Source organism: Nitrospiraceae bacterium, assembly GCA_020632595.1.
Classification (GTDB): domain Bacteria; phylum Nitrospirota; class Nitrospiria; order Nitrospirales; family UBA8639; genus Nitrospira_E.
In genome coordinates, this window is the sequence record JACKFF010000010.1 from 1 (window position 1) to 15,661 (window position 15,661).

General features: G+C 49.9%; 10 protein-coding genes. 3 read left to right on the forward strand and 7 right to left on the reverse strand.

The genetic code is table 11. The features are described from left to right. Positions 1 to 167: 167 nt before the first annotated feature. The 3 genes from H6750_15845 to H6750_15855 all read right to left on the reverse strand — a co-directional run bounded on the left by H6750_15845 (position 168) and on the right by H6750_15855 (position 5,123). Complete coding sequence (locus H6750_15845; protein MCB9775779.1) at positions 168 to 545, reverse strand: hypothetical protein; 378 nt, start codon at positions 543 to 545, stop codon at positions 168 to 170. A gap of 153 nt (positions 546 to 698) precedes the next feature. Continuing rightward, positions 699 to 4,130, reverse strand: a complete 3,432-nt coding sequence (locus H6750_15850; GenBank protein ID MCB9775780.1) for a hypothetical protein — start codon at positions 4,128 to 4,130, stop codon at positions 699 to 701. Between the two features lie 612 nt (positions 4,131 to 4,742). Beyond that, positions 4,743 to 5,123: a hypothetical protein gene (locus H6750_15855; GenBank protein MCB9775781.1), complete on the reverse strand. Its 381-nt coding sequence runs from the start codon at positions 5,121 to 5,123 to the stop codon at positions 4,743 to 4,745. A 522-nt stretch (positions 5,124 to 5,645) separates the two neighbouring features. Between H6750_15855 and H6750_15860 the strand changes: the two genes are divergently transcribed. Together H6750_15860 and H6750_15865 are read left to right on the forward strand one after the other, a co-directional pair. Continuing rightward, positions 5,646 to 7,139, forward strand: a complete 1,494-nt coding sequence (locus tag H6750_15860) for a glutamate--cysteine ligase (GenBank protein ID MCB9775782.1) — start codon at positions 5,646 to 5,648, stop codon at positions 7,137 to 7,139. Then, positions 7,136 to 8,152: a succinylglutamate desuccinylase/aspartoacylase family protein gene (locus H6750_15865; GenBank protein ID MCB9775783.1), complete on the forward strand. Its 1,017-nt coding sequence runs from the start codon at positions 7,136 to 7,138 to the stop codon at positions 8,150 to 8,152. Before H6750_15860 ends, H6750_15865 begins: the two co-directional genes overlap by 4 nt. A gap of 1,284 nt (positions 8,153 to 9,436) precedes the next feature. On the opposite strand, the gene H6750_15870 is transcribed toward H6750_15865, so the two are convergent. Together H6750_15870 and H6750_15875 are read right to left on the reverse strand one after the other, a co-directional pair. Beyond that, positions 9,437 to 9,862, reverse strand: a complete 426-nt coding sequence (locus tag H6750_15870; GenBank protein MCB9775784.1) for a hypothetical protein — start codon at positions 9,860 to 9,862, stop codon at positions 9,437 to 9,439. A 198-nt stretch (positions 9,863 to 10,060) separates the two neighbouring features. After that, positions 10,061 to 10,504 carry a hypothetical protein gene (locus tag H6750_15875; protein ID MCB9775785.1) on the reverse strand — a complete coding sequence of 148 codons (444 nt, stop codon included), beginning with the start codon at positions 10,502 to 10,504 and terminating at the stop codon, positions 10,061 to 10,063. Between the two features lie 1,189 nt (positions 10,505 to 11,693). On the opposite strand from H6750_15875, the gene H6750_15880 reads away from it, so the two are divergent. Continuing rightward, positions 11,694 to 11,921 (forward strand): hypothetical protein, encoded by a 228-nt coding sequence (locus tag H6750_15880; protein ID MCB9775786.1) that lies wholly within the window; start codon positions 11,694 to 11,696, stop codon positions 11,919 to 11,921. An 81-nt stretch (positions 11,922 to 12,002) separates the two neighbouring features. Here the strand turns inward: H6750_15880 and H6750_15885 are convergent, their stop codons facing one another. Together H6750_15885 and H6750_15890 are read right to left on the reverse strand one after the other, a co-directional pair. Further along, positions 12,003 to 13,382 carry a tryptophanase gene (locus tag H6750_15885; protein ID MCB9775787.1) on the reverse strand — a complete coding sequence of 460 codons (1,380 nt, stop codon included), beginning with the start codon at positions 13,380 to 13,382 and terminating at the stop codon, positions 12,003 to 12,005. Positions 13,383 to 13,729: 347 nt separating this feature from the next. Beyond that, entirely contained in the window at positions 13,730 to 15,556 is a 1,827-nt protein-coding gene (locus tag H6750_15890) for an ATP-dependent metallopeptidase FtsH/Yme1/Tma family protein (protein MCB9775788.1), read from the reverse strand. Positions 15,557 to 15,661: the final 105 nt, after the last annotated feature.

Genomic DNA, 15,661 nt, shown 5'->3' on the forward strand with positions numbered 1-15,661 from the left:
CAGAAAATAGGCTTCCCAAAACTACAATGGCTCTCAAAAGTGAAATTGGTTTTGAAAACATATTTGTAATAACTCGGAGATTCCGTCCAATATTCCATGATTCTTTCCAGAAACTTTGAATTAAATTTATACATGGATGATTATTGCATGATTTGGTGTGATGCATTTCAGTCGTCTCCTTCTCTGTCGGTAGTATTAAAATTATTTTTTAATTTACTCCGTTCAATTTGTTTCTGCCCCTCACGATCAAATCGCTTTAAAACAGGTCCCAATAACCACCCGATAAGTGCATACTGCAAAAACCCTCCAAGTAAATAAATGAGGTAAAAAGAAAACTCATAGTTTCCAGCCAATTTTCTCAAGGGGGTATAAATAAAAAAAGGAAGGGCTATTGGTAAATTTAAAAAAAACATCAAAGATCCAAAACGCTCTCCCCCTTTAGCACCCGTTAAGACCCACCATGCCCCTAAGATAAATAAGTATCCAACTGCCAATCCTGCCGCACCGACAACTCGATATTTATTCTTTAACCAAAACCTATTCATGGGTTGGCCTCCATGCGTCTTTCAATCTGCCATACAAAAAACTAAGAATAACGATTGATCCTTAATGCGATATAATTTCTTGACCCCAAGCAAAGACTTACGCAGTCAACTTAATTTATTAAAAAAATCATTAAACAATCGCTCATATTCAGTCTAAAAATTCCGGATCCGCCATTGGCCATCGGTATCAAGAATGAACTCCACTTCAAGGGGGAATTGGACAGCGCCCAGGGTCAAGGGTGTCGAAGCCTGTGCCACGACCCGCGTTCCTTGCCCATCTGTGAGATGCAGTGGCACAGCAAAGATAGCTGCCAGCTCATCCAAATGATCCTTGAGTACGGTCCAATCATGACGCATAACTTCCCGTTTACTCAGCACGACAAACGACAACGCCTCCTCAATGTGACCCTGGGCGAGCGCCTCCATCATGCCTGACCATTCATGATTGAGCAGGGCTTCAAAAGCCCCAGGATCCAACACCTGGACTACTGCCGTGGCGTCAAATCTGTTTCCCATGGTATCCGTCACACTTACTTTTGGCAGATACAACCCTGGTTGGGTGAAAGTGACAGATTGTTCATGAAGGTCCAGTCCCTGGCCGTCGATGATTCCATCACCCTGAAAATCCCATTGAATGTTGGCCACCGGTTGGTCGATATCAATGGAGACCCGAAGGGTAACCTGGCTAGGCGCCACATTCCGATCAGGCGACACTCGCAACTGCACCTGGTTGGTCAACACGTCGGTAGTATGCACTTGCATGGTGGAAGAGGCCCGCTGGCCGCAAGCATTAGTAGCTGCCACGACGACAGTGGTAGGTCCGAGAGTTCCGGTGCCCTCGCGAACGGGTATTTGATCGACCGCGTAGGTCGACCCGAAGACTTTGGCCGCTTGTTGATTGACGACCACCCCTACCGGGCTTGAACCACTGGTCATGACCGTCCCTTTCACCAACATGGTTGATTGATTCATCGTAGCATTGGCCAGCGGAGCGTCAATGGTCACAGCCAAGCAATTGGCCGTACAGGCGATATAGGCCTGCACTTGTGCGCCAAGCGGGCCCATTACTCGCACCTCAAGAATATTCCGGGCTTGCACCACGATGGGCTGGGAAATCTGACTGTGAGCTACCGTGAAATTTTGGGCACTGATCACTTCAATCCCATTCAGCCGGACGGTCCCCTGAGTCACCCGATTTGCCCCTCCCGAGGTACCATTGATCAGGACTAACTGATAGTGGGCTGCCGGTTCGCAATTCGAAAATTTTGCGCTGAAGATTTCTTCATCGGTGGCGTGTTTAATCCATGCCACTGGCCCCCAGATGGGTGTGAGATTTGTCGGAGTAGCGGAAAGGGTGACACTAAGATTCATACTATTGGTTTGCCCAACTCCATCCACTCCCCTAACAATAAGAGTATTACCACCTTCCTGTAAGACAATGCCATCGGCAAGAAACACTCCACCAGTGACCGTTGCGGAAATTCCATTGACCGTGACGGAAGCATTGGGGTCATTAACCAATCCAGTGACCGTAATAGGACTCACCCCCACCACACTTCCTTCTGCAGGGCTGGTGATCATCAATGCCGGGAATTTGGAAGGCGCGGGGGCAGGGACACTAATGGCCACGGTATCGGGATCGCTCGAAGCCTTTCCATCTGACACCACCACTGTTACGACGTAGATTCCAGGAACATCCGGAATAATGGTGGGCTGAGCGAAGGTAGGATTTAAAAGAGTCGCGGCACTCCCTTGGGGCCGGCTCTCCAAGGACCATTGGAAGCGTAGGGCATCGCCGTCTCCATCATGAGAACCGCTTCCATTGAGCGTGACTAATGAAAAGACCGGCACGTGTTGATCTTGTCCGGCATCGGCTACGGGTGGCGTGTTGCCTGCCGTAATTGTCACAGTAACAGGATCACTATTTTCCATCCCATCATTGACGATTAGCTGAGCCACATATAATCCAACCAGATCTGCACCAAATGTCGGTTGAATAGAAGTTGAGTTTGAAAGTGTTGCAATGCTTCCTGTCGGTTTGGCAATAAGTGCCCATTGGAAGATCAACGAATCGCTATCCACATCATGTGAGCCGGTTCCCGTTAAGGTGACAATACTTACTACCGGAACCGTCTGATCCTGCCCTGCATGAGCTACCGGCTTGGAATTGTGGGTATTGATCAGGACCATGTCCGGTGGGCTATCTTCTTGCCCATCGTTCACAATCAGTTGCACATGATAGGTCCCTGCCAGATCAACAAGGAAATCAGGTGTAGATGAAGTTGGATTCGAGAGGGTAGCCCCGCTTCCACCAGGAATGCTCACAAAGGACCAATGAAAGCTCAGCGCGTCCCCATCTACATCATGGGAATCCCTTCCACTTAAGAGGACCGATTGCGTGACAAACACGGTTTGATCCTGCCCGGCTCCGGCCACAGGTGGGGAATTGATGGTTGTTATCGTCACCGTATCGGGATCACTATCGACTGTTCCATCATTCACAATGAGTTGAAGGGTGTAGACTCCTGGAATATCTATCACCAGAGTAGGCATGATGCTCGTAATATCAGAAAGCGAAGCATTACTCCCTGCGGGTTGTGAGAGTATTGTCCACCTATACGTCAAAAGATTCCCGTCCACATCGGTTGAATCGGCCCCATCAAGCTGCACATTCATGCCAACGTGAACCGTCTGGTCAGGTCCTGCCTTAGCCAGGGGTAGAGTATTTCCTCCCTGTCCCAACCCGAAACCTCCTTCCAACGCGATTCTGGAGTGATTTCCCATGCGAACCCATTTACCCACAAACGCGCCGGTAGCCCTGCTTTCGGCTCTGAAACGCAGAAGGCCGTTCGGAGCATAGACTTTCGCGCGCACCGTGCTGCCTTCCCCAAACTTCACCGCTTCCGGGGTGCCATCGATAGCGCCTGTTGTTCCATTAATCCCGATCCCAATGATAAGGATGTCAGCTGCAGTCAGAGTTGCTGCATCAGGAGCTGGCCCTACAACCGTATGCCTGCGAGTATCGATCTGGCCCTTCACGCGAATCTCGACGGCCTTAGTCGCCAGAACTTGGGCATCTTCACGAATATCCCATTCCTGGAAGTGGTAAAGGCCCCCTGAAAGGGTGACAATGGCACCAGGTCGGGCTTTGAGCCGACCATAGCGTCCAGCCTGGAGTGTCAGGGCTCCTCCCGCCGGAATATCAATGTCCTGAGATCCAGGATGAACCGATGGGACAGGGGGCATCTCGAAAACAAGTGGGAGTCTGACTGGTGTCGTCATGGTCCCTAGAATCTGTCCCGGTCCTAAGAGCGTATTGACCACAATATTCTGTATCTGAGATCCACTTTTCAATCTGACGGTATCCCCAAATATCCGGCTATTACTGGTTTGAACCACAACATCGTGACCGATGGTCATTTCTTGCTCACCGTTCAGATAGGGACCAATACTCGCCTGATTTGCCCCAACATCTCCGCTGAGAATTGTACTTCCCTGCCGTACCCAAACTCCTTCATTCCCTAGCACCACAAAATCTTGAGCCGCCCCAGCCTTTCCAGCCATACTCAGAAAAATTAGGAACACGACAACAATCCATGCGGAACTAGTATGTTTCCAAAAATTTTTTGTCCAACTCCATGTCATCGAAGGTATTCCCCTCTTTGCTAAGGACACATGATTAATTAAAAGAGATTTTTTTCGGAGTGAAAGCTCGGGCAGTATGAGAGGATACCGGAAAAGGGCCTATACCCCGTTGTAGGGGAAGCAATTATTGGAAAAAGTTGCACGCAGTTGGTTTTTGGAAGGAAAGTTTGCTCTTAGGAGTAGGTCATTTATGTTGACTGGATATGAGGTAAACCCAAGCCCGTTGAATTAGCGATTCCATCCTGTCGACTCTAATCGGAATGGCTGTCACCATCCCGACAGAGACATGCAAGCGTTTTGAATTTTTGGGAATGATCAAAAGCAGATAACTTGAATGGCTATCATTCAAACATTCACTTTGAATCCCACAGCACCATGAGAATCATAAAGTGATTAGAAGGGAATTCCCGTTATGATTAAAAAACACAGATTAATCCGGTGTTAATGATGGATTTGGAAGGACAGCTATATGAACAATGGGAAATGCTCTCCAACGAAAACCCTCAATGATAGAAGGTTTGACCGGGGCTGGAAGAATTGGTTTTTCAAATCCTAAAAATTTTTGATATACCATTGCTGATCCGCTTCCCACACAAACTCCACCTCTAACGGAAATTGGATTTCCCCCATCGGCAATGGGTCCGCGGATTTGGCCACGACTCGATATCCTCGCCCATCTGTCAGTTGAAGGGGAACGGAAAATAGATTCGCGATCTCTCCTAAATGATCGGCCAGCACGGTCCAATCATGTCGCATGGCATCACGCTTTCTGGTAGCCACAAACGAGACAGCCCCGTCAATATCCTGCTTCGCTAAGGCCGCCAGCATGCCAGACCACCAGGCATTGAGGGCCGCCTGGAGATCTTCCGGATTCTCTACCACCACATCGGCCGTCGCTTCAAAGGTTTCGCCCTGTTTAGTGGTGACAATCACACGAGGGGCATAGTGGCCGGCATGTGAGAATGTGACGGTCTGAGAATGGAGGTTTGGCCCCCTGCGTCAAACCTTCCATCGCCTTCATAATCCCAGGCTATCAGTTTCACTTCAGGGACCGAATCCGTAGACACCCTCAAGTTCACCGTGCTTGGTGCGACATCCCGCTCCGGGGATGCCCGAATTTGCACCAAAGGCATCCTGCTATGGTCCATCCCGTAGGCAATGCGATTCCACACATAAGGACCAAAAGGGCATCAGCTGATTTCTTCAACCCTAATACCGGATTCATTTTTCCGTTTTCCTTTTCATTGTTCTGCCGGTCCTTGTTTTCAGGACGAACGACTAGCAAGCCTCACCGGGCGACTTCATACAATCCTGTCCGCCTCTCTTTCGGAACTATGTATTGATTTCATGAATTAAATGTTCCTGAAAGTCCACAACCCAAATGAGAACAAGGAGGACGGTTCGTTCAGGCGGGATCCTTTACCTTGTCGGGGAAATCAGGTATGAAACACTCCTATGGGTCTCTGTATTGATCGCGACCAGTTTGACGAAGAGGATTTTACCCGTTTCGGGCAACGACTGATTCAAAGCCTAAAAGCTCTGAAGCATGTGGTGGAGCAACCGGGGTTTGGCGTGGGTCCTCTCTCCATCGGGGCGGAACTCGAACTCTCAATTATCAATAGCGAAGGCCGGGCCTATCCCATCAATCGCACCCTTCTTGATTGCGCACATGATGCACACCTCCAACTCGAATTAGACCGGTTTAATTTGGAATATAATTTGTCTCCTGTCGCCTTGGCGGGCCATCCCTTTTCCCATGTCCGGGCGCAGTTAGCGAACGCCATTCAATCATTGGAATATTGTGCGCATAAATGGGGAGGACGCATTGCGCCTATTGGCATACTACCGACCCTGTGCGCCGAAGAACTGGATTCACCGGTGCTGTCGGATCTCCCACGCTATCGTGCACTCTCGGCCGGCCTTCGACGGTTGCGCGAAGGTCCATTTGCGATACACATCAATGGACCGGAGCCCTTAACCGTGACCTGTCCGGATGTCACGCTGGAAGGGGCCACGACCTCGTTTCAAATTCATCTTCGGGTGAATCCTCAGGATTTCGCTCATGTCTTTAATGCCGCGCAACTGGTCACGCCTGTTGCCTTGGCTCTCGCTGCGAATAGTCCCATTTTTTTGCAGCATCGGCTGTGGGCGGAAACGCGCGTGGCCTTGTTCAAGCAAGCCATCGACAGTCGAAAAACCCGGGAAGGTGATTGGCATCAACCGGCCAGAGTGTCGTTCGGCCATGGGTGGGTCCGTCGAGGAGCGTATGAATTATTTGCCGAAGCCGTGGCGCTTCATACCCCCTTATTGCCGGTGATGAGTCCGGAAGATCCCATGGAATGCCTCAGTCGAGGGCAACTGCCGCAGCTCGAGGAATTACGCCTGCACCAGGGAACCGTCTGGCGGTGGAATCGGGCGATCTATGATGCCGGTTCCAATGGACATTTCCGCGTCGAATTTCGATCCCTTCCCTCAGGGCCTACGCCGATTGACATGGCCGCCAATGCGGCATTTGTGATAGGACTGACATTGGGCATGCGACAGCAGATCGACCAGCTTCTCCATCAGTTTCCGTTTGAATATGCGCACCGGAATTTCTATCGGGCGGCCGAATATGGGATGGAGGCCATGTTAGTATGGCCGGGTCAGCCAGGGCATGGGTTGCGCGAAATATCGGTGTGTGACCTGGCCGGGGAATTGTTGTCGGTGGCCGGGAAGGGCTTGGAGGAACACGGGGTGGAGAAAGAAGAAATTCATACCATGCTGAATGTGATCCGGGATCGTGTGGAGACGCGGATGAATGGCGCGCGTTGGCAGGTCCATCGGTTGGCACAGTATGAGAGCCGGGGGCATGACCGTCCCACGGCTCTCACGCACATGCTCGAAGATTATTTGCGAGCCGCACATACGGGGGCGCCTGTTTCACACTGGAGTCTGAACCTCGAATGAGCCTCGTTCGCCCTATACCCCGGTGGGAGGCCCCCACGCGTCAAGACGTGGGGCCGACAGTTGAGGATTTTCTGATGAAGCTTGGTGAGCCTACTTTTCTGTGGCTTCCCGGCTTGGACACCTCGCGCACTCGCGCCGTCTGTACTTTATTACATGGCAATGAACCCTCAGGCGTGCGCGCCATTCACCGATGGATACGGGAAGGACAACAACCCCAAGTCAATATGCTCTGTTTTATCGGGTCCATCGGAGCGGCCTTGACCAAACCAGTGTTTTCTCATCGATGCACACCGGAGGGAAAAGACCTTAACCGTTGCTTTCGATCTCCTTTTGAGGGTCAGGAAGGAGCCATAGCCCAAGCCATGCTCCACGAACTACATCACGCCCAACCTGAAGCGTTGATTGACTTGCATAACACCTCGGGCCGGAGTCCGGCATATGGTGTGACCACCCTGAACAGGGAGACCCATGAAATATTGACGGGAGTCTTTTGCGATCATCTCATCGTGACCGATTTACGGTTAGGCACATTGATGGAAGCGACGGAATACGACTGGCCAACCGTCACCATTGAAGCCGGATGGGCGAAAGATCCCAATGCCGATGAGTTGGCCTTTCGCGGCTTCACACGGTATGCCATGGCAGAAAACTTTTCAGATATCTCCTCACCGGTGCCCGCACTCCATCATCCCATTCGGGTGGAACTGCAGGAAGGGGCCACCGTGGCCTATAACGGTGGACCGGTTTCCGAAGTGGATCTCACCCTTCCTTCAGATGTGGATCGATTGAATTTTGGACTGTGGTCTCCGCATGAGACGCTGGGTTGGGTCGGGGCGCGGGGCTTGGATGTCCTATGGGCCAAGAATGCGAGGGGACAAAACGTCAGCAAAGCGATTTTCTCCGTGCACAACGGCGAACTTCGATTGGCACATCCCAGCCGGCTCATGATGGTCACGACAAACGCCGAAATCGCCCAAAGCGATTGCCTCTTCTACATCCTTCCTGATTCGTAAAAAACAAAGATTTTCGATCGACCTAGAGCGAAAGACCGTTCAAATCTCACGTTGATTGTGGTGTCCGATCCCTGGCGTTGGGGCAAAAGCTCTATTGCTAACAATTTGCCTTGTCGGTGAGGAGGGCGGAATTATTTTGTTAGGTAACCTATGCAGCTATCATAAGTCTATGGACAGGATCTAGGTGAAGGTCGTGTAAACATTCCCGTCGTTGCGTTCGCAACTCATCAGACACTAAATTTGAAAGTAACTCCATGATTTGAGGACGCTTACAGAGATTTCAATTTTTTTATAATTTCCTCACATGCTTTCACTATATCACCTAGTGCAGACTCAAGATATTCTCGTTCTTCGCGTTCGACTCGTTCCAAATATGATGCACTACACTCTAATTTTAGATCCCCTAACGGTAGGTGATCCGTTTCACTTTCCGTCGCTCTAATTTGATTGAAACAGTCCTCATCTCCCAATCCAATATCGTCCTTTAGTCTAACCAGTCGACGACAACCCTCTAGAGGATGAAGAGTACCCTTGATAATGGCCGAGGCAATGTCGATAGCTTCTTGACGTCTAGATTTATCGATATCCATGAGAATTGCCCCGAATATCCATCGTCTGGAATCTCATTGCAAGTTTTCCTAAAATACAAAAAAATCCCTTGGGAATAGCAGCCTAAGAAGGACGAAACGGTTATCTTCAAAAATTAATATTAGACTGCGTGAATATTTATTTCTGCTTCTCACTTTACTTACGGAACGATCGTTCGCATGGTTATTCCACCATCCCGTATTGCGCGGTGAAATGCCTAAGAAAGGGCGTTTGTTCCAGAAAGCGGAACGGCTTTAAGTGTTCACGGCGGCGGAAGACTTCTTCCACCACTTCCACGATATAATCCACATGGCTTTGGGTATAGACCTGCCTGGGAAGAGGTTCCGTCAAATAGTGTGTAAACAGAGTTAGGCGGCCACCTCAGTTTTCGATTGTTTTCCATCCACAAATTCCACTCCGCGATAGACTTCGGCCATCAACTCCGGATGTTTCACTCGACGATGGCGATTCCCGCAGCCCTTATACTCGCTAAAAAATACTCATGGGGCGTGATTCTTACTTGGCCTGAATCCAGCAAGCCTTCGCATCACCTCAAAACTATCTCCTCCTAATTTTTGGTGCAGCGCGGATCTGCTTGTTGAATCGCCGCGATCTTCTGATCATCGAACGGGATTGGGGCGCACCCATGCCCCTTTTCACAGACGAAGTCGAACCTTGCCGCCGGCTGATGACAACTTAAGCACGTGACTCCTTGCGAAACATTGACGACGTTGTCTCCCCGATCCGCAATCTTGGTGCCTTCTTTGGAGACTTCCAAAAAGAAAAATTCCCAGCCGTTCGTTTTGGGAACTTGTCATGCGAATGCTTCACCATGGCTTCATGAGGAACAAGTTGCAGAATGGTTCCAACCGGATACTCGGTCTCCGGCACGCTGTCCCGTAAGATTCGCTTGGCCTCCTTCAATTTTTCCGGATCGTCGTGCTTGATGCGAGTATTCCTGACCTTCGGCCAATCGAGAATGCACCCGAACGTGTCTTCGGACACCGTCACTTCCTGAGCCGACACGCCATACACCAGACAAAACACGAGTCCCACAGCAAGAACGCCCCGCTTACACACATACGATGTGAATTGGCATAAGAGCGAGATAAAATTACCCATGACCATACTCCTTTCTTTTTGGTTTCCCCCTGGACCAGCGCTTTGTGAAAATTACAAGGGGTCAGAGATTTAGCGTATAGTGCCGTCACCCGCGCCGGCCTTGCCTGCCCTCTTATGCCCAAACGAATAAGGAAAGGCTGATTCCTAGAACTGGCCTTTGCAGAAATGCCTCATTCTTGTTCCCTCTGTATACGTCACTCATTTTCCGATATTCGGATAAGGGATGGGGATGGGACCAGTCGGCGAGGGAGTCTTGCTTACATCTGGAAAAGATGGTGAACTACTCGATGTGGGCAAGCATTTCGCCTTCACCAGTTTAACTGCAAGCACATAGGTGCCAACATCCGGATTTTGCTGATTTTTCCCCAATGTCACATCAGAGGCATTCTCTAAATAAAACTTTACCTCTTGGGAGGTCAGATTTTTGACGTAATTCATACGATTTTGATTGATCGTTTTGGTCTCGCCTGTGTTCAGATAGATTGTGTTTGCATGGTTCTTAAACGTACCTTGTAGAGAATTTCCGGTATTCCAGCCATATTTAATTTTACATTCGTTCCCACCATAGGAAACCGATGAGAAAGAAAACAATAGCAACACAAATAAGAGAATGAATCCATGCTTCTGGATTGCAGATTTCATTTGCATAGCCTTTCTCTCTGGTAAGGATTGAACATTCCATCGTTACTTCCATGGGTGGTATGTCGATGGAACTGATTGTTTGGTCTGGAATGAAGCCCTCTGACATCCCGGGTATGATCAAAATCGATATTCAATCTCCTCTACCTTATCCCATCACAAGGAGGTGCCCGGTGTCCATCAGGCACCATTTTGTCGTTCTTTTCCTCATGGGTCTGTTGAAAGCCGCCAGCGGCGTTTCTTGCCATTTTTGCGTGCTCACGTACCTCAGCGTAAGCCGCTAGCGTAAAACGGCTGCGGCCTTGCTGGATGGACTTTTTGAACTTAGACTCCGGAGCCTGTGATGGGGGAATCTTAATCCTGGGCAAATTTGACTTGAAAAATCTTTATTATTCAACACCTCCCCTCATAGGTTGCTGCCATCATTTATCTCCAGAGAACCAGCATACAAATTTGGTGAAAATGGGAATGTGATGAATCGAGACAGAGATGATTAATGCCTCATCTAGGTGCGGCCTTTTCGCAACATTCAAACAATGGTAATGTTTTCCTGGAGTGAAATTGTACATTAACACTCATAACTGACCTGTGTTTTTTTCGTCCCTCTGTGCGACCCTCTCAGATCTATTGCATGAAAGAGCTGCCTCCGGAAAAGACATTCAATCTTATTAAGGACATACTACTACGAATGCAGGCAGGAAATGATGTCGGCAATGCGAAAGTAGGAAAAAACCAACACGCCCTCTGTGTCGTTATAGGTTTAGTTCTTATTTCCCCAATTGATCTTTCCGGCATTCCGTACTGAGCGGTGAAATGCCAAATAGAAAGGGACTGTTCCAGGAAGCGAAGGCGCTTCAATTTTTCACGGCACCGGAGGACTTCTTCCACGACTTTAATCCATGGCGACTTTGAGTGTAGACCGGCCGGGGAGCAGCCAGGCACACGAGTTCGCGAGGACCCGGCCCTTCTTTCTTTCCCTGTTTCCACATGGCGCCTGCCAAACATGACAGTGCCGATCTCCACCACACCGACTAAACTGCCCTTATCCTAATGCCGGAATCCATAGACAAAGGCTCCTGCCCCCGGCCGGCACCAGCTCTCTTCTCCCGACCCATGTTTCCCTCCAGGGTTTTATAAATCCTTTGTTAAAGGGCCGATTTATTCGTAACCATACCTATGATAGATTTCCCATATGAAGACGACTTTGAATGTAAATTATCAGCTTCTAATCCAACTCAAACAAGAAGCTGCAAAACAAGGACGGACAATGTCAGAATTAGTCGAAACCGCCCTTCGATTGCTATTTCAAAACCAGAAGGTTCCAAAACCACTTTCTCCGCTGCCTACTTTTAAAAGCGGCGGCTATTTGGTCGATATTGCGGATCGGGAAGCTCTCTATCAGGACATGGAAGGTCCTTAGATTTTTCAGAACACCATCTTTCATTTTAGAATTCTCAACCTCTTGGGCTTCCCTGAATGACTTCGTAAATCTTTATATAAATTATTTCACCACCCCGTATTGCGCGGTGAAATGTCTGAGAAAGGGCGCTTGTTCCAGAAAGCGGAACGGCTTTAAATGTTTACGGCGGCGGAAGGCTTCTTCCACTACTTCCACGATATAATCCACATGGCTTTGAGTATAAACCCGCCTGGGTATGGCCAACCGAACCAGTTCACGAGGGCCCGGCTCTTCTTCCCCGGTTTCCTTATTTCGTTTGCCAAACATGGCGGTGCCGATTTCCACCGCCCGAATGCCTCCCAACACGTATAACTCCACGCAGAGCGAAATACCCGGCAGATCGAGCGGTTGGAGATGCGGGGCGAAGCGGGCCGCATCCAGATAGATGGCATGCCCACCGGGCGGCCGCAGGGTTGGCACACCGGCTTCATGTAAATGGTTGCCCAGATACCCCGTGGAGGTAATGCGATACTGGAGATAATCTTCCTCCACGCCTTCCTTCAACCCTTCGGCCATGGCTTCCAAATCGCGTCCGGCCAAGCCCCCATAGGTGGGAAACCCCTCGGTTAAGATCAACAGGTTTTGCTCTTGTTGGGCCAACTCGGCGTTGCGTGTGGCAAGAAATCCGCCGATGTTCACAATGGCATCCTTTTTTGCGGACATGGTACAGCCATCGGCCAGATCGCACATTTCGCGAACAATGTCGCGGACCATTTTATCCCCATATCCCGGTTCGCGCAGTTTAATGAAATAGGCATTTTCTGCAATCCGGCAGGCATCCAGGTATAACGGGCGGTCAAAGGCGCGGCAAACCTCGGCCACTTCTCTGATGTTAGCCATCGAGACCGGTTGCCCTCCACCGGAATTATTGGTGACGGTGATCATCACCAACGGAATACGCTCGGGTCCTTCTTTTTGAAAAACCGCGCGAAGACTTTCGACATCCATATTCCCTTTGAAGGGAAACTCACTGGAGAGATCGGCCAATTCGCGACAGGGCACATCTATCGCCCGGGCTCCGCAAAATTCCACGTTGGCCCTGGTGGTATCGAAATGCGTATTATTGGGAATCACGTCACCGGCCTTGCAGATGGTGGAAAACAAGATGCGTTCCGCCGCCCTTCCCTGATGGGTCGGGATGACAAGCGGGAATCCCATCAAATCCTGCACCGCGGCTTCAAACCGGTAAAAGGATGGACTTCCCGCATAACTTTCATCCCCTCGCATGATAGCTGCCCACTGTTTGGCACTCATGGCCCCGGTGCCGCTATCGGTCAGAAGATCGATCAGGACATCATCAGAGTGCAGCCGAAAAACGTTGTAACCGGCGTTTGCAATTAATTCCCGGCGTTCGGCTTCTGTGGTCATCCGGATATGTTCGACCATTTTGATACGGAAGGGTTCGATGATCGTCTTAAACATATGCAGTCCTCTGGTTATACTGGTCGCTTTATTTCACAATAGGGCAAAAGACCATGACTTCCGATCACCGAAATCATATCATCTTCTGGAAAAACATCGAAGGATGCATGACATGCCGATTCCCGCCTCTATTTCATGAAACCCTGAGAATACGCGGCTTTCCTGAGGAAAGGGGTGAGATGAATTTCTGAACTGCAATTCCCGAACAAGACGAGGAGACCGACACTGCGGGATGTTTTGGAATGGGGTTTTGCCTGCCAGATCTGAACTGTAGACCTGGCAGGAATTCATTGGATAGGTCAATGTGGAGGTATTCGGGAACGAAAACCTCATGTGGCCGGTTGGAACTAACCGGGAATGGGTTCTTCTTCCTTCGCGTGGAGAAGCGCCATCAACTCTTCCCCGGTCATGACTTCGGCCTTCAACAAGGTCTCAGCCCCGTTCAACAGCACCGGCCGAAGCCTTGTCAGCAATTCCCGGACGCGATTGCCTTGCTCTTCAATGAGCCGGCGCACCTCTTGATCAACCTGTTGCGCGGTGTGCTCGGAATAGGTCGGGGTCGCATGCGACTCCATATTTTTTAAAAAGGTCGGCTGAACGGATTCATCTAACGCCACCGTTCCCAATTTGTCGCTCATCCCATAATCTTTGACCATCCGTTTGGCAATGGTAGTGGCTTTCTGCAAATCATCCGCCGCTCCTGTGGAGGCCTCGCCAAAGACCAACTCTTCGGCCATACGCCCTCCTAACAACACGGCAATGCGATTTTCTAATTCAGACCGGGTGAGTAAGTACCGGTCTTCCACAGGAAGCTGTAGCGTATAGCCCAAGGCTGCAATGCCACGGGGAATGATCGAGATTTTTTGGACGGGATCACATCCGGGCAAGGACATGGCCACTAACGCGTGCCCGACCTCATGATGAGCCACTCGCTTTCGTTCTTCCACACTAAGGACACGGTTTCTCTTTTCCAAACCGGCAATGACCCGTTCCACGGCTTCCTCAAAATCGCGGTGTTCGGCCGTCTCCCGACTTCGACGAATGGCCAGCAAGGCAGCTTCATTCACCACGTTTGCCAGGTCGGCACCAACCATTCCCGGAGTCATGGCCGCAATTTTATCTAAATCGACATCAGGAGCCAGCTTAATGGACTTGGCATGTATGGCAAGGATAGCGGCTCTTCCAGGTCGATCGGGGCGATCAACCAGGACCTGTCGATCAAAACGGCCTGCACGGAGCAAGGCCTGATCAAGAATTTCAGGACGATTGGTTGCGGCCAACATAATGACTCCCACACGAGGATCAAACCCGTCCATCTCCACCAGCAATTGATTGAGGGTTTGCTCCCGTTCTTCATGCATCATAGGCCCCGTTCCCCTGGCTTTTCCCAGTGCATCCAACTCATCAATGAAAATGATACAAGGTGCTTTAGCCATGGCCTGTTCAAATAAATCTCGCACCCTGGCTGCTCCCACCCCCACAAACATTTCCACAAATTCCGATCCACTAATGGAAAAAAACGGCACACCGGCTTCCCCCGCAATCGCTTTCGCCAGCATGGTTTTCCCTGTGCCCGGCGGCCCAACCAAGAGCACACCCTTGGGAATCCGTCCGCCGATCCTCGTAAATTTTTCCGGCGTCTTTAAGAACTCGACAACTTCCATGAGTTCCACTTTGGCTTCATCGACTCCGGCCACATCATTCATACGCGTCTTGATATCGCTTTCAATATAGACTTTAGCCTTGGATTTCCCGATTCGCATAAAACCGCCACCCGCCCCTTGTCCCATCTTTCGCAAAATCCAAAACCAGATCCCGGCAAAAACCAGAATAGGGACGACCCAGGAGGCCACGTCTTTCCAGAGTGTGCTGACGATCACTCCGGCATATTCCACATGCTTCTCTTCCAACAGTTTCACTAACTCCGGATCATCTACGCGCACGGTCTGAAACCATTGGGGGGTTTCCCCGCCTTTCTCAGATTTTAATTTTCCGTGAATGACTTTGTCGGTTATGGAGATCTCGGCCACCTTATCTTCTTGAACCCAGGTTTTAAATTGACTATAAGGCACCTCATCCATATGCTGCGCCGCAAAATACATTTCCTGGAGAATAATGAGTCCCCAGAACGCAATTATGAAATACCAAATAGAAACACGATATTTTTTTTCCATATTTGCTATCCTAACCCCTGTTCCTGCGTGACTCTGAATCGTATGCCGTGAACATAATCTTACTGTACCCAAGAATCAGAAATACGTCTATCGAAATGGAACAAA

Bases quoted from the DNA above. Each gene is read 5' to 3' on its own strand.
- H6750_15845 (MCB9775779.1), bottom strand. From the start codon at position 545: ATGAATAGGTTTTGGTTAAAGAATAAATATCGAGTTGTCGGTGCGGCA.
- H6750_15860 (MCB9775782.1), top strand. From the start codon at position 5,646: ATGGGTCTCTGTATTGATCGCGACCAGTTTGACGAAGAGGATTTTACC.
- H6750_15865 (MCB9775783.1), top strand. From the start codon at position 7,136: ATGAGCCTCGTTCGCCCTATACCCCGGTGGGAGGCCCCCACGCGTCAA.
- H6750_15870 (MCB9775784.1), bottom strand. From the start codon at position 9,862: ATGGGTAATTTTATCTCGCTCTTATGCCAATTCACATCGTATGTGTGT.
- H6750_15875 (MCB9775785.1), bottom strand. From the start codon at position 10,504: ATGAAATCTGCAATCCAGAAGCATGGATTCATTCTCTTATTTGTGTTG.
- H6750_15880 (MCB9775786.1), top strand. From the start codon at position 11,694: ATGAAGACGACTTTGAATGTAAATTATCAGCTTCTAATCCAACTCAAA.
- H6750_15885 (MCB9775787.1), bottom strand. From the start codon at position 13,382: ATGTTTAAGACGATCATCGAACCCTTCCGTATCAAAATGGTCGAACAT.
- H6750_15890 (MCB9775788.1), bottom strand. From the start codon at position 15,556: ATGGAAAAAAAATATCGTGTTTCTATTTGGTATTTCATAATTGCGTTC.